This is a genomic window from Acinetobacter sp. NIOH-H-8 (genome assembly GCF_046635365.1).
Taxonomy (GTDB): domain Bacteria; phylum Pseudomonadota; class Gammaproteobacteria; order Pseudomonadales; family Moraxellaceae; genus Acinetobacter.
Genome location: NZ_JBHDVN010000011.1, coordinates 54015 through 76179 on the forward strand (window position 1 = coordinate 54015; position 22165 = coordinate 76179).

Genomic DNA, 22165 nt, shown 5'->3' on the forward strand with positions numbered 1-22165 from the left:
ATTCTATAATAAAAAAAAGAGAGCTTAAGCTCTCTTTTTTTTATGAGGTTTTAGTCGTAGCTGTATTTTCTTTTCTTGCCTGAATGATATTAAAGCCAATTGCAATAATCACCATGATGGTGCCGATAATATCGGTCATGGTCTCAGGCACAATCATCATGAGAGCGCCAACCCCTAGGAAGATGCGCCAGAACCAATTCATCGCGGTTTTAAAGTAGCCTTCTACTGCAGCGCCAAGTGCCAGAATGCCGACAATGGATGTTACGGTAATGCTTAAAATGACATTCCATGCCGGTAAGCCAAATTCTTTGGCATTCACGGCAATATCTGTTGTATCAATCATTAGCATCGCCGGGTTATAGACAAACAGGAAGGGCACAATAAATCCGGCTAGGGATAGGCGCAAGGCCAGGAATCCAGTCCGCATTGGGTCACCACCTGCAATCCCGGCACCAGCAAAGGCGGCTAAGGCAACTGGTGGGGTAATATTGGCAAACAGGCCAAAATAAAACACAAACATATGCGCGACTAGGATTGGAATATCAAAGTTGGCCAAAGCAGGTGCTGCCATCGTCGCGGTAATGATATAGGCAGGAATCGATGGTAGACCCATGCCCAGAATCATCGATGCAATCATGGTGAAGAACAGGGTGAGGAACAGACTGCCAGCACCAATACTCATGATTGAAGAAGTCATGACAGAACCAAAGCTAGTCAAACTCACCACACCAATAATGATACCCACGACCGCACAGGCAGCCATCACTGAAAGTGACTGCTTGGCGCCATCAGCTAAAGCCTCCAGAATTTCCTTAGGTCCCATACGGGTGGATTTTCTGAATGCTGCCACCACAATGGTCAACAAAATTGTATAAACAGCGGCATAACTCACTGGAATCGACTGGAATAAAAAGAATACCAAAGCAACGATTGGAAATAATAAATGTCCTCGTTCTTTCAGGACTTCTTTGACTCGTGGTAGGTCAGCTTTGGGAACGCCTTTCAGGTGATCCCGACCAGCTCTGAAATGGACTTGTGCCATCACACCGAGATAATACAGCAGGGCAGGTAATACCGCAGCTAAGGCAATCGTGCCATAACTGACACCCGTGGTTTCTGCCATGATGAAGGCACTGGCACCCATTACTGGCGGCAAGATCTGCCCGCCGACAGAAGCACTGGCTTCCACTGCACCGGCAAAGTTTTTGTGATAGCCAATTTTCTTCATTAAAGGAATGGTAAATGAACCTGTTCCTACGACATTGGCAACCGCCGTCCCGTTGATACTGCCCATAAAACCGCTGGAAATCACCGCGACCTTGGCTGGTCCACCTTGCTTATGTCCCGCAAGTGCCATGGCGAGATCATTAAATAATTTTCCCATTCCTGATTTCGCCAGAAAGGCACCAAACAGGATAAACAGGAAAATAAAGGTGACTGAAGCACCAATGGCTGAAGAATATAAACCTTCAGTCTTCAGATACATTTGTCCGAAAATATCACTGAATGTATAGGGGCGAGTGAGCAAGCGATCCGGCATCCATTCAAAATGACTGACAAATGGATAGCTTAAGAAAATCAGTCCTAAGATCGGCAACATCCAGCCCATTACCCTTCGAGCAGCCTCAACCACCAATACTACTGTCATAATCGAGAAGACAATGTCCAGCGTATTGGGAATGCCTCCCCGAGTGGTCATAATCGCTTGATACTCTTTAAATAAATAAAAGAAAGAAGCAAAAGAGGCGATCACCCAAATCCAGTCTGTCCATGCGACTTTTTGTCGGCTACTTGCTTGACGTGCTGGATATAACAAGAAAATCAGCGCCAGACCAATGGATACATGCGCCGCACGCTGGATCAGTTCGGGTAAGGGATTAAAAGTAATATAAAGATGAAATAACGAATAGGATATTGCCAAGGCAGCAATAAACCAGCGAACCGATTTGTTAATCGGGTTGCGAGTGACAGATTCGCGGTCAAATTTTTCTAATAATTCTTGTTGCTGTTGATCATCCAGTGCTTCGGTCACATTTCTTGTTTCTTGTGGATTCATAGGCAATCATTTAAACCTCTTTTTTTCCATAGGCTGTCTTTTTTTATAGAAAGTTGTACCGTGCTATAGTCGGGAAAATCCTGATAAATATTCCAGATACGATCAGCAACTTCGATTTTTCCCTGCATTCTGCGTGAAATCACCCAATTGATTTCTTTCATCTTCCGGTTGATTTGCATATGGATATTGCCATCATCCTGTCGAGTAATAGTACCTTGATCAGGTGTACCCGCACCAAATGAAATGAACTGAGTGTCTGTCAGAATGAAATGATCCTTGTCTAGAAGATAACGTTCTTTCCACTGTGTTCTTTCTACCGAATGCATCCAGCTCAGCTGAAAAGATTTCTGGTCAATTTTGCACTGGAAATTTTGCTCTTTCACTTCCACAAAAATATACGAAAATGTCATCCAAACACAGCTAATAAAAAAAGTAGCCAAACTAAAAAGTGCAGCAATCGCTGCACCTTGTATCCATTTCATCAGTTCGCTTTATTCTCATCATAGAATTTTTGCGCGCCCGGATGCAGTGGAGCAACCAGACCTTTTTGTGCACCTTCTAAAGTGATTTCTTTAGCAGCCTGATGTGAATTGGCGAGTTGATCCAAGCTGGAGAAGAACGTCTTGGTTAGCTTATATACATCATCTGTAGAGAGATCAGAACGAACCACCAGCGCATTCATGATCGCAGCTGTAGGAATATCTTCAGCATTGCCATAGGTCCCTTTAGGAATGGTCATTGGCAGGAAATACGCCTGATCTTTGGCAATCGCTTTCACTTTATCTGGATTAATACTCACCAGTTGTAGATCAAAGCCCTGTTGCAGCTCCATCAGTGAAGAGTTTGGAAGACCACTGGTCAGGAAGGCTGCATCCAGTTTACCGCCTTTCAAGGCATCAGCTGCTTCGGCATAACCTAAGTAATCTACTTTGACATCCTTATAAGTGATACCAAAACCGTTCAATAGAGTACGGGCATTCACTTCTACACCTGAATTCTGGGCGCCCACTGCAATACGTTTGCCTTTGAGATCTTCAATATTTTTGATACCAGAACGTTTTGAAGTGACAATCTGTACATAGTTTGGATAAAGCGCAGCGATCTGCTGCACGTTGTCAATTTTAGAACTAAAACTGCCTTGACCATTAATTGCTTCAGTTAAGCTGTCGCTCATGACAAAGGCCATTTCAACTTTGTTCTGTTTTAATAAATTTAGATTTTCGACAGAAGCCCCTGTGGTCTGGGTTTTGGAACTTACGCCGTAGGTCTTGTTATAGATTTCAGCCAATCCTGTTCCGATGACATTATAAGGGCCTGAGGCACCACCTGTCGCAATATTGACAAATCGGGTTTGCAGTTTATCTGCAGCTACGCTCTCGCCAGATGCAGCCTGATTATCTGATTTATTTTGTGCATTATCATTCGAGCAGGCAACTACGCCTGATAACGCTAAGCTCATGACTGAAAGTTTGATCCATTTATTCATATATGACTCCTGATATTATTCTGTAGTTCTTAAAATATAATTAAAACAACAATATACTAAACCGTCTGGATGTTAAAAAATGTGAATTATCAATTGTTGTCCTTGTACAATTTAACAGCAATTATTTTGTCTGAATACCTTTAATAACATTTTTTTCGAAATTTTGCTTTATCAATATGTTGAACAAATTGAGCAAGATAGACATCTTAAATGGAGAGTGGAAATTTAATCATTAGGAGTTAGGTAAAAGTTGCTCCCATCACTAAATCTTTCTATAGAAGTGTGCAAAGTTCATATGCAAGAGCAGGGATTTTTAGTTAGTTAAAATTCAATCAAAGATTACTAGAAATAATGATTTTAAAGTTTTGGATAATTTTTCTTTCATGGTATAGAGACTAGTATTTCAGGAATTTTAAGTCCGAATACTCTATTGAAACTTCTACTTTTATAGCAATTTTATGATGAGCTTATAGCTTTATAAATTGACAAAATTGACTGAAATAAAATTTTCTTTTATTTTTATATAATTATATGAAAATAAATAAAAAAATAAAATATATTTTTTTTAATATGTTCTCTTACAATTATTTTTTTGCAGATTTGACCGGATTATTTTATGCTTAATACCTAAGAGCGAGGTCAAACTATGATTTCATGGTTATTTATTGGTTTAGTGGCAGCCATTCTATTAACACCGGGCCCAACCAATACTTTATTGGCATCGTCAGGTATTCAAGTTGGATTTAGAAAAACTTTTCGCCTTATTCCTGCAGAAGCTTTCGGCTATCTCATCGCAATTACATTCTGGGGCTTTTTGATTGGTAAAATCTCGGTCTATTTACCGGAATTACCTCATATTCTCAAACTCTGTAGTGCTGCTTATATTCTATTTTTAGCTTTAAAATTATGGCGTACCGCAGAACTTGGTGAAAATTTTCAATGTATTTCGATTCGGGCACGGGAACTATTTTTGGCGACTTTGCTGAATCCTAAGGCATTATTATTTGCTTCGGCTATTTTCCCGGTCATTGTGTGGAAAAGCAGTCAATATTATGTGACTTATATGCTGGCATTCTTGGCATTACTTATTCCTATCGCATTTTTCTGGACCTTTTTAGGTAGCTTATTGGCCAGAAAAAACAATCGCTGGCTGAATCAAAAGAACTTACAAAAGACCGCTTCCATTATTTTAATGAGCTTTTCTGTACCTTTATCCTATTCAGCACTCCTCAGTCTTTAAACCTGAAAAAGCAGCTAAATTTCCTGAAATTTAGCTGTCAGAATTTCGCTTATTTTCATTAGTGTCAATTTCAGTTAAAGTACGTCGCAATTACTTATTTTTAAGATTTTTGGATTATATCAATGGCAATTAAGTCTGATCGTTGGATTCGCGAAATGAGCGAAAAACACGGCATGATTGAACCGTATGCAGAAAACCAGATTCGTCTGGATGAAAATGGTCAAAAGCTGATTTCTTATGGTGTTTCAAGCTATGGCTATGACGTGCGATGTGCGCGTGAGTTTAAAGTATTCACCAATGTTCACTCTGCAATTGTCGATCCGAAAAACTTTGACGAAAAAAGCTTTATCGATATTGAATCGGATGTTTGTATCATTCCACCCAACTCATTTGCTTTAGCGCGTACAGTAGAATACTTCCGTATTCCACGAAATGTACTGACCGTTTGCTTGGGTAAATCGACTTATGCACGTTGCGGCATTATCGTGAATGTGACTCCACTTGAACCTGAGTGGGAAGGTCATGTCACGCTGGAGTTTTCAAATACAACTAACCTGCCTGCACGTATTTATGCGGGTGAGGGTGTGGCTCAAATGCTGTTCTTCGAATCAGACGAAGTTTGTGAAACCTCCTATAAAGATCGTGGTGGTAAATACCAAGGGCAGACAGGCGTTACTTTGCCTAAAGCTTAATAGTTTTAAAGCATTGAATAAGCGAGGCTAATGCCTCGCTTATTTTTTTTGCTGTTTCATTCATCGGAAACTCGGGGTTTTTGGTCTTTTGGCTTTGGTAATCCTGCTAAAAATAAGCATAATGAAGAATGAATATATAAAAAAGATGTGCCAAGCATCATAAAAATCAAAAATTGAAGGCTGGGAAGCTGAAGGATAAAGATGCGGAGCATCAGATAAGAAGGATAGGTCGAGATGGCTCAAATAAAAGCTAAATTTCAATTTCATAAAAGCTATTTGGCAATGATGATCGGTTTAGGATTATTGCCATCCGCACATGCAATGCAGGAATTAACTGATTCTTCTCTTTCTGATACAACCGGTGAAGGTGTTGCCCTGGTACTTGATGACTTTAAAATGGTTTTTCAGGCACCGAATGATGCTTCCAGCGGTTCAAGTTATGCACGAGGTATTGCCAATCCAGGTCAGGCAGACACTGGATTTATTCGTATTATTCCGACTGGAGAGAACTATGCTCAGTTAGGTGAGCGTGCCTATAACAAAGTCTATGATCGAGTGTATGCAAGTAGCTATTTAAATGGTATTAGTGCAAATGCTAATCTTTATGAAAATACATATACTTCTAAATATAATCAATATAAAACAGATAATTATACTTCAACTAAAGCTTTGTATGATACAGCAACATTTAAAGCAAATGTTCGTAGTGGAATAGTAGAAGAAAAGCGACGGTCGGATTTAATGCAGCGATATTATGATCAGCGCTATAAAGATTATTATGATGGTAGAAGTAGTCTTGCTAATGATGGTACAACAACTAGACCTGAATGGTGGGAGGCTACTTTATTAAATAAGGAGAAATCTGCTGAATATGCGCTCTTAAATACCTATGAAATGATTGAATTACTATGGGGAAGTCGCACAAGTACTTCTCTTAATAACAAATGGACGCAAGAAGTAGGTACACGAACGAATGTAATAGATACTGTTATTCCTGGTATTATAGAAAGTAGGACTCAAGAACAATTAGCAATTGAAGCTGATAAATATGCGCTGATTCAGGCAAAAAATACGGTGACCGCTATGGAGCAGGCGGTTAAAGCGAGCGCAACAACGGCGGCCAAAGAAGCTGCAATGGGTGCCTCAGTCAGTACGCTTCGTACGAAGGCTGATGTATTTATCTATGGTTTAGCTTTATCAAAAAGTGATAATTCACTCAGTAGCCGCTATAGCAATCAGGGGTTTAATTGGGGAACAGCCAGCAATCCTTGGTTATTTCATGCCGGAGCCGAAACAGTAAAACAGTTTACGGATACGGGAAAAGAAGTGGGCTATCTAGCTTTAGAAGCACCTCTTGCAACAGTTGCTGCAAATGAAGCAGATAATAATATTAAGCTTGGTTTCTGGACTGATATTTTCTCACGTTCTTTAAATTCAAGTAATACCGTAGATTATGCTACTGGAGCACCTACTTCAGGCTTAGATATTTCTGAACGTTTTCGTGCACAGTTTATTGCTAATGGCTTGAGCATGAACGGTTCGCAAGTCCGATTATTTCAAACCCTTACATCGCCTGATCTTGCATATAGTCAAACCTTGGGCCTGGCGAGTCTGATCCGACTCAATACTAATGATGATCCCTCTACTTTGACCAGTGATTCAAACAATTTGAACAGTAAAGGGATTCGTATTAGTAGTGCAGCAAAAGAGAATAATCTTGATGGAGATGGTCCGACTCCTGCTTTAAATGGCTCTGCAGCTCCTATATTTCATGATACCGAGGGATTGTATTTATATAGCCCGAATATCAATTTGGTACTAGGAAGTATGTATCAGCCTTTTGTTGTGGGTTCGGAAGGAAATAATATTATTTTGGAAGTGACACGTATTCCTAAAATTCCAGATATTTACAACCGGATTTATCAGCGTTATCCAGATGGAAAAGGTGGCTTTTTAGGATCAGAAGCACTTTTAGGCTCTACATGTAATGTATATACGTGTGGTACTGAAATTAAAGCTCAAGCTTCAGATAGCATTGCCTTGTATCAAGGACGCGATGCAACTCACAGTAGTATCGCCATTGGTTCTGTTGAACGTATTGCCAATACTAATATGCTGAAGGCAAAAGATGATAATAATGCTACTGGTGTGGTATTTAGGGGGGCTACTGATAACTCAATGAGGAATTTTGGTTCAGCAGTGATTGATGGTGTGTTGATTCAACATCTAAAAATAAAAACTACAGGTCTATAAAGGAATAGGGCAATGTTGAAAAAGTTAATGCTTGCTACAGTTCTTGGGATTTCTTTTGCGACACAAGCCGGCTTGGTCAGTCTTGATCCGCAGCAAATGACAGCGGAAACGGGTCAAGGTGGAGCAGATTTAAGCTGGACCTTGTCACTCAACCATCAATACGCTACTGATTTAACGAAATCTCAAATTTCTGAAACGGTCGCTAATAAGTTAGAGGTGTATTACAAGCCAACAACAGATTGTGGAATTAACACCTTGTTTTGTCGCTTGGCTATTTCTCCGAACAATCATGTTGATGCTCAAGGCAATAAAAAATGGCTGGTATTTAAAGGCATACAAGGCACCCTGCAAATTGATAAGTTTTCTATCGATGGCACTACAATTACTAATGTGGCAGGCGATCCTCAAACAGCCATGAAAATCACTTTTTATGATGACAAACCTTTAAAAATCAGAAACTTGGGTTTTAATACTTTGGCTATTGAAACCGGAACCGGTGAGGGCGATAAAGAAGGCTATGCCAATTCAGAGAAGTATACGACCTTCACCAATCGTGTTTATAAAGCGGACGGTACATATAACACTGCCTCAGCAGATGTTCCGGAATTTGACCGGGGGCGTGAGAAGGGGTTTATGGGTCTCAATATGCACGGCAACATGCACATGTCAGGAAACTTAAAAATATTTGGCTTTAACTGCTCAGCTGGGAGTGCACAAAGCCGTTGCTAACTGCATGGATGCAGTATAGGGATGAAAGAATGAAAAAAATAAAATCACAAATTAAATTATTAACGGCATGTGTCTGTTTAGCACAGCATAGTTATGCACTAGAGCTGATTGAAGAACAAGAATTGGGTCATATCACTGGTCAAGACGGTATTACGATTACACACGAGGTATCAAAAGTAGAAGTTGAACAGCTCAATTGGTATGACCCGAATGCTGATGTAAATACCAAGATGGGACTGGGATTGCATAAAGTAGAAATCTTAGGCAAAGATCAAAATGCGATTTTAAGCCAGCTTAAGTTTGATGTCGGTGCGACCGATGCTGGTGCAGGGATCCGTCTAGAAGCAAGCGTAGCTCCCTTTAGTGCCAATGCAGATTTTAAACTTGTGAGTAAGGATTGTGTTGGAACAAGCTGTGTCGAAAACAATCAAAATTTGGGCAAATTAGGTCTTGCGATTGATAGTCCATTTAAAATGGTGCTTCATACGACAGCAGGTTTATTCAATAAGAATGAAACAGCTACTATCGATTTCAATTTGCAAGATGCCACGATCAAACCTACTTTAGGTACAAATAGCTTAGTTCTAGATAACTTTAATTTTAACTTCGCTGGTACGGGCTATATGTATATAGACCCGATACAAGGCGTCGTACTCGCCAGTAAAAGTGGCACACAAGACCATCTAATTAATTTAAAACCAGTGGCTGTAGGAACAACTGGTGCGCAAACAGCTGGATTAAACTTTGATTTACGCTATCAGAATGGAGATGGCGATTTAAAAAATATCATGCGCTATGGTATTTCGGGTGCAGTGAGTAATGCACGTTTGTCGTTAGGTGCTGATCAGTCAAAACTGAACTCTTTTGATATAAGTAATAAAGTTGGTGGTGTGCTGACGCGACAAGATCGCAGTGTTTCAAGCTATAACGCAGGTGAAGGCGGCTTGCATCTTGGTTTATCAGCTGATTTTACCAATCAGGAAGTGGCAGCAGCACAGGGTTTAAATCCAACGACTTTGGAAATTGGTCATACGGGTAAAGGAAGCTATGCAGTTCAGTTTAATGAATTACGTTCATTAACTGGAAAAAATAATGCATATATCGATTTTGGCGATATTTATATCAATACAATTCAGGCACAGAGCCTAGAGTTTTTAGTGAATGACAATATTAAGTCAACACTTAGACAAAGTAATCCGATTTTGCAGCAAACTTTAAGCAGTACGTCTGCTAATCAGGATTTTGCACTAATCGCCATACGGGGTATGGATTTCCAGTCGATTGCAGCCAAAGCAAATTTTATTTCTAATGATACTGGTGTTATTTCCGGGAATAGTGGTTCTTGGGGAATTGGTATTCCAATTTACAACCTGAATGCCAATGTTGCCTTATCGGGTACAAAATATGACGGTGACAAGAATGGTATTGCCTATAACGTGATGGCATCAACTGAAGGTTATGGAAAGGATGCCAAAACTGGAGCACCAAGTACAACTTCAATTCTTTTAATTGATGGTGGTGTAGAGAATGGCCATGCGCGAAACTATTATGCTGGCCTTCGAAATATTGATGCCTTTATTGAATCCAAAGGGGTGATTGGTTATGAAGATGAAGGCATCTATGTAAAAGCTGATAAATTGCTGATCGCGGCGAAAGCTGAAGTGGCAATTGGGCAATTACCAGGATCTAAATATAACTGTGTATCAGGCAATAAATGTGATCAGTTTGTTCCTGATGACAACTTTTCTAAACGCGACGATGTATTAACAACAATTGCCATGATGCTTGATGGTAGTGGTGAGTTAATGATTATTCCAGGACTGGATGTAGCAGACGCAAATTATTTATCGTTGGATGCAAACTTTAAGTTCCGAACATTAACTTCTGCAGAAAAAGGTGATGTTAATAATCTTGGTAGTTATTTTAGTCTGATTAATGAAGATGTAGATAGCACAGGTGCAGTTCATACTTCTGCGATTAACTTTAATCGTATGGAAGGAAATTTAGGATTAATCACCAAAATAGGCGTGAGTGAAGATACTGTTACTTTAGATAATCAAATTAAATTTAATAAAGATCAGAAGATTATCGAGCCGTTTAGAACCAACATGGCCATGACCACAAATGGCAATATGCAGAATATAGCAACAATTGCACTCACAGGCGGAACCATGCGCAGTACGCTAGGCATTACACCGCGCTGAAATAAGGGATGATTTCATGAAAAAAATAATATTGAATAGCTTGATTGTCACTTTAATGGGCCTTACTCAACAGGCGATGGCAATGACAGCCTTAGACGATGAGGCTTTATCGGCAGTTGATGCACAGGCCTTATTAAATTTGGAAAATGCTTATGATTCATCACAAGGGATTAACTTCCATAAGCTAAGTATTGAAGCTTTAATGGAACTGAACATTAATATCAAAACTTTGCAGCTCGGTTGTGGTGGAACTAATAACAGTATTGGGAATACTAATGGCTGTGATATTGATATTTCTAACCTGGCATTGAGTGGCTTAAATACCAGTCTTGATGATAAGGGTAACCCTGTCTTTTCAGGTGACCGTGCTAATACCAGCGCCAGTGTGAGTAATCCCTTTGTTGAGTTTGCAATTAAAAATGGCGGAAGTGCCTCTACCCGTGAAGTGGTCGGTTTCCGTCTAGGTGCAGATAAAATTGTCGGACTCTTAACCATGGGGACTGACAACGTCGAAAATCCGAATGATGGCCTCAAAAGTTTTAGTGGTTATATGAAAATGGCGCAAACCACTGGTGAATCCGTGACTAAAGCAGGAACCTTTGGTGTTGCAAATGATGAAAAAATCTCAGGGAATTTAAAAGCATTAGGACAAACACGTACTTTTACCAGTAAGCCAGGTGCTGATGGCCATACCGGGATTACAGTGCCTTCCATGCGGGTAGACTTTACTATGCCAGAAACTGTCGTGACTGGGCAACGCTTAAAGTCAGCGACTGTAAGTAATATCCGTTCTACTATTGCTTCGATTCCATTAGCAAAGGCTTTAACGGGTTCAACTTTGCCAAGTGATGTGATTGGTACACCAGATTTTTCAAAAGATAAGCTGTATGTAGAGTTTGATCCATTAATTGGATTTCTTAATTTAGGAACACATTCTTTCTTTCAAATGGGTGCTGGTTCAAGTCTGGATAACCTGAATATGGACATCACCTTTGTTCAGGCTCTAAATATGATCCATAATATTCCATTAAATGGTACAGGCGGTTATTTGTCTTTACAGAGTCAGAATGTGCATTGGCAAGGTGCGGACGCGGCTGATATTGCCAAACCAGGTTGGTGGCTATCTTTTAAAGACCCGATTCAACTGGGTGTATTAAAAACTACAGATGAAGTTGATATTTCATTCGTGTTACCTCAGGTAGCAACTGCTATTTCTGAATTTCTTTTACGTCCTGAAAACTTGATTGATGTCAGTGTGGGCGAGGCTTTAGGGTCTCTGGCGAATGTCGCGGTGGTACGTAAATTGAATATTGATGTAGGTAAATTTACTAACTATGTAGATGGTACTCCTGCAACTTTAACCTTAATGGATAAGCTGCTACAGAACCAGAATGTGACCTCAAACTGCTTTGGCGGACATAAGTTCTGCTAATTCAGACATATAAAAAATCCCGCACTAAGCGGGATTTTTTATTGATTCAGAAAAAATTATTTCGCAATTTTTGTCAGTAGTTCTTCTTTCGAAAGATTTACTGATTCTGCATCACGGCGACCTTTATATTCAAAAGTACCTGCATCCAGACCTTTTTCACCAATCACAATGCGATGTGGAATACCAGTCAATTCAAGATCAGAGAATTTCACACCTGGACGCTCGTTACGGTCATCAAGCAATACGTCAAAACCAGCAGCTTGCAGTTCTGCATATAAGCTTTCAGCTGCTTCTAAAGTGCGAGGTGATTTATGCGCATTCATTGGCACAATTGCCACTTCAAATGGAGCGATCGCAGCCGGCCAGATGATACCTTTTTCATCGTAATTCTGTTCAATTGCAGATGCTACGACACGTGTCACACCGATACCATAACAACCCATCGTTACAGTGAATGGTTTGCCATCTTCACCTAAGACTTTACAGCCTAAAGCTTCAGAGTATTTTTTGCCTAACTGGAAGATATGACCTACTTCGATACCACGTTTGATTTGAAGTGTACCTTTACCATCTGGAGAAGGATCGCCTTCAACCACATTACGCAGGTCATAAACTTCGCTAAACTGCGCATCACGTTCCCAGTTCACGCCAGTTGAGTGCTTGTCTGCTTCGTTTGCACCTGCAACAAAGTCAGACAGTACAGAAGCAGCACGGTCAACGATTACTGTTAGGCCTTTTTCTACTAAACCTTGCGGACCTACAAAACCAGCAGTCAAACCTAGTTCAGCAAGTTGAGCTTCAGTAGCAAAAGCCAAAGGCGCAGCAATTTTTGGATGCTTTTCGGCTTTAATTTCATTCAGTTCATGGTCACCACGAAGGAACAGGGCAACGACAGGAGCTGCTTTACCTTCTTCAGGTGCAACGCCTTGAACCAGTAATGCCTTTACTGAATGCGCAGGATCAGTACCAAGGAAATTGGATACATCAGCAATGGTTTTCTGATTTGGGGTATCAACCACTTTCAGTTCTTGCGTTGGAGCAGCGCGTTCACCGACAAGAATTGCTTCAGCCATTTCGATGTTAGCCGCATAATCAGATTCAGTTGAGAAGGCGATATCATCTTCACCACTTGAAGCCAAGACGTGGAATTCGTGTGAACCTGAACCACCGATTGAACCGGTATCCGCTTGTACTGGACGGAAATCCAGACCTAAACGGGTAAAGATCTTGCAGTACGCTTCGTACATTTTGTCGTAAGTTTCTTGCAGAGATTCCTGATCCGCATGGAAAGAATAGGCATCTTTCATGATGAATTCACGTGAGCGCATTACGCCAAAACGAGGACGAATTTCGTCACGGAACTTGGTTTGAACCTGGTAGAAGTTTGCAGGCAGTTGTTTGTAACTTTTTAGCTCATTACGTGCCAGATCAGTGATCACTTCTTCATGTGTTGGGCCAAGCACAAAGTCATTGGTATGACGATCTTTAAAACGTAATAGTTCAGGACCGTATTGCACATAACGACCAGATTCTTCCCAAAGAGAAGCTGGTTGGGTCACAGGCATCAAGACTTCGAGTGAACCCGCGTTATTCATCTCTTCGCGAACGATCGCTGCAACTTTATTTAATACGCGAACGCCCATCGGCAGCCAGGTGTACAAACCTGAAGCCAACTTACGAATCATACCGGCACGAAGCATCAGCTGATGTGAAATAACTTCAGCATCGTTCGGGGTTTCTCTCAACGTTGCAAATAAAAAGCGACTCGCGCGCATGGAAACTGTCCTAAAAAAATTAAGCGTTAAAGCAGAGATTATACAATAAAAAATGAGGTGAACATTCGTGAATGTCACCTCATTGTGATGGTTTAAATTATGCCATGATTTTACGGGCTTGGCGCAGCATAAAATTCTTAAAGTCATCCAGGTAAGTGAAAATCACTGGAACCACGACCAATGTCAGCAGGGTGGAGGTAATTACCCCGCCGATCACGGCATGTGCCATCGGTGCACTTTGTTCACCACCTTCACCTAAGCCCAGAGCGAGCGGCACCATTCCCATGACCATGGCACTGGTGGTCATCAGAATTGGACGTAAACGGGTTTTGCCGGCATTCAGAATCGCATCATAACGGGCTTCACCCCGATCCATGGCTTTCTTGATGAAGTCGATAAGCAGAATCGCATTTTTGGTCACCAGGCCCATCAGCATAATAATACCGATAATTGAAAACAGGTTCATGGTCGAATTAAACAGGAATAGCGCCAGGAATACACCAATTAATGACAAGGGTAATGAAGCCATAATGGCAGCAGGGTGAATAAAGCTGTTGAACTGGGAGCCGAGTACTATATAAATGAATACAATTGACAGGGTAATCGCAGTGAGCGCATAACCTGCGGATTCTGCCATATCTGCATTGGCGCCTTGGGTATCAAAACTATAACCCGGCGGCATGTCGAAAGTATCCTGAAGTCTGCTGATATCCGTACCGATGTCACCTGCGGGGCGTCCAGAGGTATTTGCTTCAACCAGCACCTCACGCGCCAGATCTCGACGATTAATCTGAGAAGCTCCCAGTTTTTCTTCAAAATTCGCGACGCTAGAAAGCGGGATCAAAATCGGCTGATTATTGCCATCCATTTTAGATGAAGTGATATACATATTTTGCAGATCACTCGGCAGGGTGCGCCGGTCTTCGGTCAGGCGTAAGTTAACATCATAAGTTTCACCTTTTTCATCCTGCCAGGTGGTGACATCATCGCCGGCAATCAGTGGGCGAACCACATTGGCAATTTGATTGACTGACAAACCAAGATCACTGGCCAGAACGCGATTGATCTGTACACCTAAGGTCGGTTTTGGCTCTTTCAGTGAGGATTCAAGATCGACAATGCCATCAATTTTAGCCATCTCGACCATAAAGCGATCGGAAATCTTCTGTAGTTCATTCAAATCAGGGCCTTTGATTGAAATCATAATCGGCTTTTGGCCACCCGATACGGTTTCATCCGCGGAAGCGACTGAGGTAATGGTAATGCCGCCCACAGATTGTAAACGTTGACGGAATTCATTATTGAGATCATTCAAGCTTTTCTCGCGTTCAGTCCGCGGAGTCACAGTGACACGTAAGCTGACATGGTTTTTACCGCGATCGGTCACACCATTAATTACGCCGTAAGTTGCACGTACATCAGGATGCTGACGTACAATTTTATCGACCTGCTGCAGTTTGGCTTGTGAATATTCCAGTGAAGCATCGACTGGAGTTTCAAACTTGATCCGGATTTCACCCTTATCCGGGACAGGTACGAACTCGGTACCAATCAGTTTCGACACGGCTAGAGCGCCAAACAAAGACGCCACTGCAATTACAATAGTAATGAATCTAAAGCGCAAAGCCAGTTTCAGCAGTTTTTCATAGACATGGCTTAAATTGTCTAATTTACCTGAAATCCAGTTAAAGAAACGTTTAATGCGCCCTGGCTTTTTATTGGGATCTTTTTTCTTTTCTGCCCAATGCGCAGATAGCATCGGATCTAGAGTAAAACTGACAAACATGGAAATCAGAACGGCGGTACTTACTGTCACACCGAACTGATAAAAGAAACGCCCAATAATTCCACCCATAAAGGCAACAGGCAAGAAGACCGCGACGATTGTCAATGTTGTTGCCAGAACGGCAAGGCCAATTTCTTTGGTGCCGTCCAGCGCGGCAGTGACATGGTCTTTACCCATATCGGTATGCCGTACGATATTTTCCCGTACTACAATTGCATCATCAATCAGCAAACCGATACTTAAAGACAGGGCCAATAAGGTCATCATATTGATGCTGAAACCAAAAGCCCAGATAAAGGTCAAAGTTCCGAGCAATGCAATCGGTAAAGTGAGGCCAGTAATGACCGTTGAGCGGAAAGAACCTAAAAATAATAGAACAATCAGCACAGCAAGAACCGCACCCTCAATAATGGTACGCGCAACATCACCAATGGTGCCGCGGATACTTTTTGAAGAATCCACCACAACTTTTAAGGTGGTTCCTTGTGGCAATTGGGCTTTAATGCTTTCAAGAGTTTTGTAGGTACTGTCTACTACTTCAATAACATTAGAATCAGAGCTACGCAGAATGTCGACAGCCACTGCAGCCTTGCCATCCAGAAATGCACCAGTTTCAAGTTCTGCCTGACTATCTTCAATTTCTGCGACCTGTTTCAGAAAGATCGGTGCACCATTTTTATTGGCAATGACCAGATCGCCAAAGGCGAGGGGATGCAGGACTTTGGAATTGATCTCAATCACCAGTTCCGAGTTGCCAGATTTTAATGTACCGCCCGGAACTTCGATATTTTCAGATTTCAGAGTATTAATGACGCTATCCACGCCAATGCCAAAAGCTTGCAGTTTCTGTGGTTCAACCTGAATACGAATCTGGCGCTGTGCATCACCGAGCAGGTTGACTGTACCTACACCCGGAACAGTCCGTAGTTGTGGAACAATGCGCTGATCCAGATAGGAGCTTAGTGCTTTTAAGCCCATATTGTCAGATTCAAATACGATCGACATGATTGCATTGGCAGTCGGATCATAACGCTCGACGACTGGCTCCTGAATTTCATCACGGAATTCAGCGGTGACTGAAGCAATTTTGTCACGGACATCCTGTGCTGCCGTGGTTGAAGGCACTTCCAGATTGAATTCAGCCGTGATCATCGACAGACCTTCACTGGATTGTGAAATCACCTGTTTTAAACCGGAAATAGTATTGATCTGATCTTCGAGTTTTTTGGTAATTTCTGATTCAACGGTTTCTGGGGAAGCACCTGGATAGTTGGTATAAATCACGACAAAGGGGAAGTCCACATCCGGAAATTCTTCCACACCCATGCGCTGCCAGGAAGCTAGTCCAAGCACCATCAAACAGAACATCATCATAATGGTGAAGACGGGATACTTCACACTAATTCGGGTAAACCACATATTAATGATCCTGTCTGATTAGTTGGAACGCAGCGTCACTGGCTTGTTGAGATCTGCCTCGGTAAATGGAATGCGACTGACCTGATCACCTGTCTCCAGACCTTGGATTACTGCCGTATTCTGGTTGTAGCGCTGTTCCAGAACCTGAACATTCACTTTAATAATTTTGTTCTGGCGAATAACCCAAACAAAAGGTTTATTCTGGATATCCTGAATGGTATTGAGGGGAATGATCTGGCCAGAAACTTGTTGAGAACTCAGAATATTGCCTTCAACAAAAGAGCCAATACTTAAAGAGGGAATACTTTCATTTGGTCTGGCGAAGAATTCAATCTGGCGACTAGCCTGATCAGCAATTGGCGATACCCGGCTAATAGCAGCGGTAAATGTGTTTGGATTGCCCTGAATCTGGTATTCAATTTTGCTACCTAAACGCAGACTGGACTGCATCTCACTCGGGACACGGGCCTGAATTTCCAGTTGATTTGGATTTACGATTTCAAACAGGGTTTGTCCGATCGCCACGGTTTGACCGGGCTCAACCTGACGCTGGGTGATCACGCCACTAATCGGGCTGGTGATAATGCCATCACGATCGGCTTTTACGGCAATATCGACATTGGCTTGCTGTGCGCGGACATTTTCAACCTGGGCCTGATAGTCAACCTGACTTTGCTCATATTCAACTTTAGAAATAAAGCCTTGGTCGAGCAGGCGCTTTTTGCGCTGCATCATGTTACGCGCCTGATTGGCCTGTGCCTGGGTAGATGCCAGATTGGCACGGGCCTGAGCCAGACGTGCGGCATTGTCCTGATTATTTAAGCGAACCAGTACCTGACCTTTAGCTACATTGTCACCGACCTGAGCATTAACACTGGTGGCAGTGGCCGAAACCTGCGCTTGAATACTGCTTTGGTTGACTGCGCGAATAGTGCCGGTAAATGCGGATTTCTGGATAGAAGTGCCTGTTTTTACAGCCACCAGATCCTGAGGAATCAGTTCAATTGTTTTGGGACTTTCGGCTTGCGGTGTAGATTCATTTTTATTGCAGCCGCTTAGAAAAAGACTTAAGCAAAGTGCACTCATCATCAATACAGAGCGCGAAGAAGAGGTCTTTGAAATATGAAAATGCTGTGCAAATGGCATATTAATCCTTTTCACTTGTGGTCGTTTAAAGCAACAACAAGTTATTTGTGTTTATTCAAGTGCTTTTAAACGGGCAATGATTCTGTCGTATTCCGCTTCCATATTTCGATAGCGAGTTTGTAAAGATTGAATATTTTCTTTTTGAGAAATCAGGTTTTTCTGGTTGTTTTCAAGGTTGGCTTTCAAAGATGCCGGGGGATTATTGCCTTTACGTAAATATTCACGTTCTTGGCGTACAAACATAACCCGGTCTTGCTGCAACTGTTTCATCTGCTCTTGCTGAAAGGCAATCTGTTTTTTAAGTTGGCTCAGACTTTCATTCTTTTTTTGTAGAGCAACATGGCTATTGGTATAGGCACGTTTCAGTTTCTGGTCTTCTGCAATGCGCTGAGCCTGCTGGGCACGTTGCGGCGCCTGTTTAATATCTTTATCGACATTATAAGGACGTGCACGTTTAATGACCTGCATATTCTGGTCAAGTGCCTCATAGCCATAGCGGATATGGTTGGGGGTAACGTTAGTGCTGATATTGGCCACGCCTTTATTATCATAATAGCGATACCAGGTGGCTTTTGGTGGCTGGTTAGTTGAGGCATATGAAATGGTGACCTGAAGAAAAAGTGTCACTGCAAATATGAATTGGCCAGTCATTTTATTTTTATCAATGAAAGCAAGTTTTTCTGAAAACTGACTCATCATTGGCTCCCCAATTGAAAGTTGACTAAATTACTTATTTTAAAGTAATAATAATGCTATATTAGACTCAAATTCACGAATTAAAAACTACCGTCAGTCAAAAAAAAAGCAATGACAAAATAAAAATGTGAAATGGTTGATGAAAATCCGCCATTTATGCACACTTGTGTAGAAAATGTTCATTGATAATACAAGTGGATTTGTGTTAAAAATGTTTATCGATCGTAATAAAATAATCCTATGAGCCTTATGGCGCATCGTTTCTAAAATGGGAAGGGTCAAAATGGACGATAAATTCCAAAATCTAAAAGTTATGGTCATTGATGACTCAAAGACCATTCGTCGTACAGCAGAAACTCTTCTACAGCGCGAAGGATATGAAGTCGTGACTGCGGTAGATGGTTTTGAAGCTTTGTCAAAAATCGCAGAAGCCAATCCGGATATCGTATTTGTAGACATCATGATGCCTCGTCTAGATGGTTATCAAACTTGTGCATTGATTAAAAATTCTCAAAATTATCAGAATATTCCTGTGATTATGCTTTCGAGTAAAGATGGCTTATTTGATCAGGCCAAAGGTCGTGTTGTTGGTTCGGACGAATACTTGACTAAACCTTTCAGTAAAGATGAATTGCTTAACGCAATCCGTAACCATATTAGTGCTTAATAATTGATTTTTTAGGGGAATTGGCATGGCGCGTATCTTAATCGTAGATGACTCACCGACAGAAACATTCCGTTTTAGAGAGATTCTTTCTAAACATGGCTTTGAGGTGATTGAAGCATCCAATGGTGCAGATGGGGTAACCATGGCTCAGGCTGAGTTGCCAGATCTGGTATTGATGGATGTGGTCATGCCAGGCGTGAATGGCTTCCAGGCAACACGTCAAATTGCACGTGGTGCAACCACCAAGCATATTCCGATTGTGATTGTAAGTACCAAAGATCAGGCCACTGACCGCGTTTGGGGTAAACGTCAGGGCGCCGCAGATTATCTTACAAAACCGGTAGATGAAAAACAGTTGATTGAAGTGATTAAGCACCACCTCAACGCAGGATAAGCTCTATGGCAGCAAATGGATTTATCGAATTGCTTCGCATTGCGAAACGGGGAAATAAAAACTACGTTTCTAATGAAAATGAAGTCAACCGATGGTCAGGCATTGCTTTTGAGATGATGGGGCAATATTTTGTTGCCCCGCTGGGGGAAGTATCCGAAGTGATCTATCCTCCAAAATATACGCCAGTTCCTAATACTCAATCATGGGTGTTAGGATTGGCTAATATTCGGGGAAGGTTATTATCAGTTTCTGATTTGACTCAATATGTATCAGGACAGAGTAGCCAGTTTTCACCGACTCAAAAAGTATTATGTATTCACCATAATGACCAATATGTCGGTTTGGTCGTTGATCAAGTTTTGGGTATACAACATTTTAATAAGAAAAGTTTTTTTTCTAAAACAACTGAATTGGATAATAACTTACAAGAATACTGTCAGGGATTTTTCCACCAGCATAACCAGCAATGGCATGTGTTCTTATTCAGTCGTCTGTTGCAAAATCCAAAATTTATGAACGCATCTATAAAATTTATAAATTAAACGTCGCGCACGAAAGTAATAAAGACGTAAATCGGGGAGAGGCTGCATGGGCTTTAAACTTAAAAAGAAAAATACAGGTGAAGGTAGCCGCAAAAGTGGCAATACTTTTTTATCCAAGATTCAATCACAAACAGATCAGTTGTCACGTGTATTTGGTGATAGTGAAAAGTCTAAACCGTTTATTTATGGTGCAGCCGGCTGTCTGTTAGCGGCAACCATCACTTTATTGTATCTTTTCTACAGTGTGCCACGTGCCAACCAGCTGACACAAAGTCTGGGTGATTTACGTCTGCTTTCACAAACCATTTCACGTTAGGCAACTGAAGCAACGGCTTCTGGTACACCTGAGGCGATGAAAAATCTGACAGATTCTCAAAAAGCTTTTGCTGAAAACCTTGAGACTGTAAAAAATATCCATTCCAATAATGAAGCGCTGCAAGCAGTAGATAAACAGTGGACAGAAGTATCTTCTAGTATTGACCTGATTGCATCGCAACAAAAAATTATTAACCAGTTATATGACACCAACATTGCGATTGGTGAAGCGATCCCGGGGATTCAGGCCGAATATAACTTGATGGTCGACCAGATGGCGCGTCAAGACATGCCGTCTAACCAGGTGGTTATTGCGAAAAACCAGGTATTTATTGCGGAACGTATTTTACGTTCGATCAGTTTGGTATTGACCGGTAACGACGGTTCACGTGAATCAGCGGATGACTTCAGTGCCGATACCGAAACTTTCGGTTCATACTTAAATGCACAGTTAAACGGTTCTGCTGAACTGGGTGTACAACGTATTACTGATCCTAACCTGCGCGAGTCTCTAGAAGGCATCAAAGCGGAATATGATGATGTACTTGAATCAGCATCTGCGACAATCCTGAAAAACTCTGCGCAAATCGTAAAAGTACGTCAGGCATCTGCATCAATTTTCTCGCAATCTGATGCCCTGCTCGATAACCTGAACAAACTGTCTGGTAACTCTGGTCTGAAAACAATCGTTCCAGCGGTTTTGTTAATTCTGTTATTGATCGGCTTCTTGCTGTGTGTATTCCGCCTGTTAACCCTACGTGGTGCATCAGATAAACAACGTGTAACCCGTCTTCAGGAAGAATATGACCGTAACCAGAATGCGATTTTACGTTTACTGGACGAGATTGCTGACCTTGCGGATGGTGACTTACGTTCATATGCAACAGTATCGGAAGACTTTACCGGTGCGATTGCCGACTCGATTAACTTCGCGATCGACCAATTACGTGACCTGGTATCTCGTATTACCGAAACTTCTCAAGAAGTTGCGCAATATACAGCGACAACTCAAAGCATTACCAACCAGTTAGCAGAAGCATCTGAACATCAGGCGCAAGAAATTGCTGGTGCATCTGCTGCGATTAACGAAATGGCAATGTCCATTGACCAGGTATCTGCCAACGCGGAAGAATCTGCAGTCGTTGCGGAACGTTCAGTACAAATTGCTGCAAATGGTGCAGACGTTGTACACCGTTCAATTGAAGGTATAGCTAAATACTAAATAAATCATTACAGTAATCTTTAAACAATTTATCAATATCTTTAACTCTAAATTTATTGCGAATCATTTTTACTCGTGACCACATTTTTTCTATAGGATTTAAGTCCGGGC

16 protein-coding genes and 1 pseudogene are annotated in these 22165 nt (G+C 41.5%); 10 read left to right on the forward strand and 7 right to left on the reverse strand.

The window, feature by feature from the left end; genetic code table 11:
• Positions 1–40: 40 nt before the first annotated feature.
• The 3 genes from ACEWB7_RS06825 to ACEWB7_RS06835 are packed head-to-tail and all read right to left on the reverse strand — an operon-like array spanning position 41 to position 3542.
• Positions 41–2056, reverse strand: coding sequence for a TRAP transporter permease (locus ACEWB7_RS06825; protein WP_034701993.1), 2016 nt, complete (start codon positions 2054–2056; stop codon positions 41–43).
• The gene (locus ACEWB7_RS06830) at positions 2053–2538 is read right to left on the reverse strand and encodes a DUF1850 domain-containing protein (RefSeq protein ID WP_034701989.1); all 486 of its coding nucleotides are present in this window, start codon (positions 2536–2538) and stop codon (positions 2053–2055) included. The genes ACEWB7_RS06825 and ACEWB7_RS06830 overlap by 4 nt, the downstream gene beginning before the upstream one ends.
• Entirely contained in the window at positions 2538–3542 is a 1005-nt protein-coding gene (locus ACEWB7_RS06835) for a TAXI family TRAP transporter solute-binding subunit (RefSeq protein WP_004785015.1), read from the reverse strand. Before ACEWB7_RS06835 ends, ACEWB7_RS06830 begins: the two co-directional genes overlap by 1 nt.
• A gap of 646 nt (positions 3543–4188) precedes the next feature.
• On the opposite strand from ACEWB7_RS06835, the gene ACEWB7_RS06840 reads away from it, so the two are divergent.
• The 6 genes from ACEWB7_RS06840 to ACEWB7_RS06865 all read left to right on the forward strand — a co-directional run bounded on the left by ACEWB7_RS06840 (position 4189) and on the right by ACEWB7_RS06865 (position 12092).
• Positions 4189–4782 carry a LysE family translocator gene (locus ACEWB7_RS06840; RefSeq protein WP_034701986.1) on the forward strand — a complete coding sequence of 198 codons (594 nt, stop codon included), beginning with the start codon at positions 4189–4191 and terminating at the stop codon, positions 4780–4782.
• 122 nt (positions 4783–4904) lie between these two features.
• Positions 4905–5474 carry a dCTP deaminase gene (gene dcd, locus ACEWB7_RS06845; RefSeq protein WP_004785008.1) on the forward strand — a complete coding sequence of 190 codons (570 nt, stop codon included), beginning with the start codon at positions 4905–4907 and terminating at the stop codon, positions 5472–5474.
• 234 nt (positions 5475–5708) lie between these two features.
• The gene (locus ACEWB7_RS06850) at positions 5709–7727 is read left to right on the forward strand and encodes a hypothetical protein (protein ID WP_034701984.1); all 2019 of its coding nucleotides are present in this window, start codon (positions 5709–5711) and stop codon (positions 7725–7727) included.
• Positions 7728–7739: 12 nt separating this feature from the next.
• Complete coding sequence (locus tag ACEWB7_RS06855) at positions 7740–8456, forward strand: hypothetical protein (RefSeq protein ID WP_034701982.1); 717 nt, start codon at positions 7740–7742, stop codon at positions 8454–8456.
• A 29-nt stretch (positions 8457–8485) separates the two neighbouring features.
• Positions 8486–10660, forward strand: a complete 2175-nt coding sequence (locus ACEWB7_RS06860) for a DUF6160 family protein (RefSeq protein WP_411580539.1) — start codon at positions 8486–8488, stop codon at positions 10658–10660.
• Between the two features lie 16 nt (positions 10661–10676).
• Positions 10677–12092 (forward strand): hypothetical protein, encoded by a 1416-nt coding sequence (locus ACEWB7_RS06865; RefSeq protein ID WP_034701978.1) that lies wholly within the window; start codon positions 10677–10679, stop codon positions 12090–12092.
• Between the two features lie 56 nt (positions 12093–12148).
• On the opposite strand, the gene ACEWB7_RS06870 is transcribed toward ACEWB7_RS06865, so the two are convergent.
• The 4 genes from ACEWB7_RS06870 to ACEWB7_RS06885 all read right to left on the reverse strand — a co-directional run bounded on the left by ACEWB7_RS06870 (position 12149) and on the right by ACEWB7_RS06885 (position 18914).
• Complete coding sequence (locus ACEWB7_RS06870; protein ID WP_034701976.1) at positions 12149–13867, reverse strand: proline--tRNA ligase; 1719 nt, start codon at positions 13865–13867, stop codon at positions 12149–12151.
• Positions 13868–13964: 97 nt separating this feature from the next.
• Entirely contained in the window at positions 13965–17072 is a 3108-nt protein-coding gene (locus ACEWB7_RS06875) for an efflux RND transporter permease subunit (RefSeq protein ID WP_411580540.1), read from the reverse strand.
• Between the two features lie 18 nt (positions 17073–17090).
• Positions 17091–18218, reverse strand: coding sequence for an efflux RND transporter periplasmic adaptor subunit (locus ACEWB7_RS06880; protein WP_004784994.1), 1128 nt, complete (start codon positions 18216–18218; stop codon positions 17091–17093).
• 51 nt (positions 18219–18269) lie between these two features.
• A complete protein-coding gene (locus ACEWB7_RS06885; RefSeq protein WP_034170199.1) occupies positions 18270–18914 on the reverse strand; it encodes a hypothetical protein in 645 nt (214 codons plus the stop codon).
• Positions 18915–19197: 283 nt separating this feature from the next.
• Between ACEWB7_RS06885 and pilG the strand changes: the two genes are divergently transcribed.
• From pilG to ACEWB7_RS06905, 4 genes and pseudogenes are all read left to right on the forward strand, one after another.
• Entirely contained in the window at positions 19198–19581 is a 384-nt protein-coding gene (pilG, locus tag ACEWB7_RS06890) for a twitching motility response regulator PilG (RefSeq protein ID WP_004784987.1), read from the forward strand.
• A 25-nt stretch (positions 19582–19606) separates the two neighbouring features.
• On the forward strand, positions 19607–19975 hold the full coding sequence (locus tag ACEWB7_RS06895; protein ID WP_004784985.1) for a response regulator: 369 nt from the start codon (positions 19607–19609) through the stop codon (positions 19973–19975).
• Positions 19976–19980: 5 nt separating this feature from the next.
• Complete coding sequence (locus tag ACEWB7_RS06900; protein WP_159123371.1) at positions 19981–20517, forward strand: chemotaxis protein CheW; 537 nt, start codon at positions 19981–19983, stop codon at positions 20515–20517.
• A 46-nt stretch (positions 20518–20563) separates the two neighbouring features.
• Positions 20564–22042 (forward strand): annotated as a pseudogene (locus tag ACEWB7_RS06905) (methyl-accepting chemotaxis protein); the annotation flags it as partial.
• Between the last annotated feature and the right edge of the window lie 123 nt (positions 22043–22165).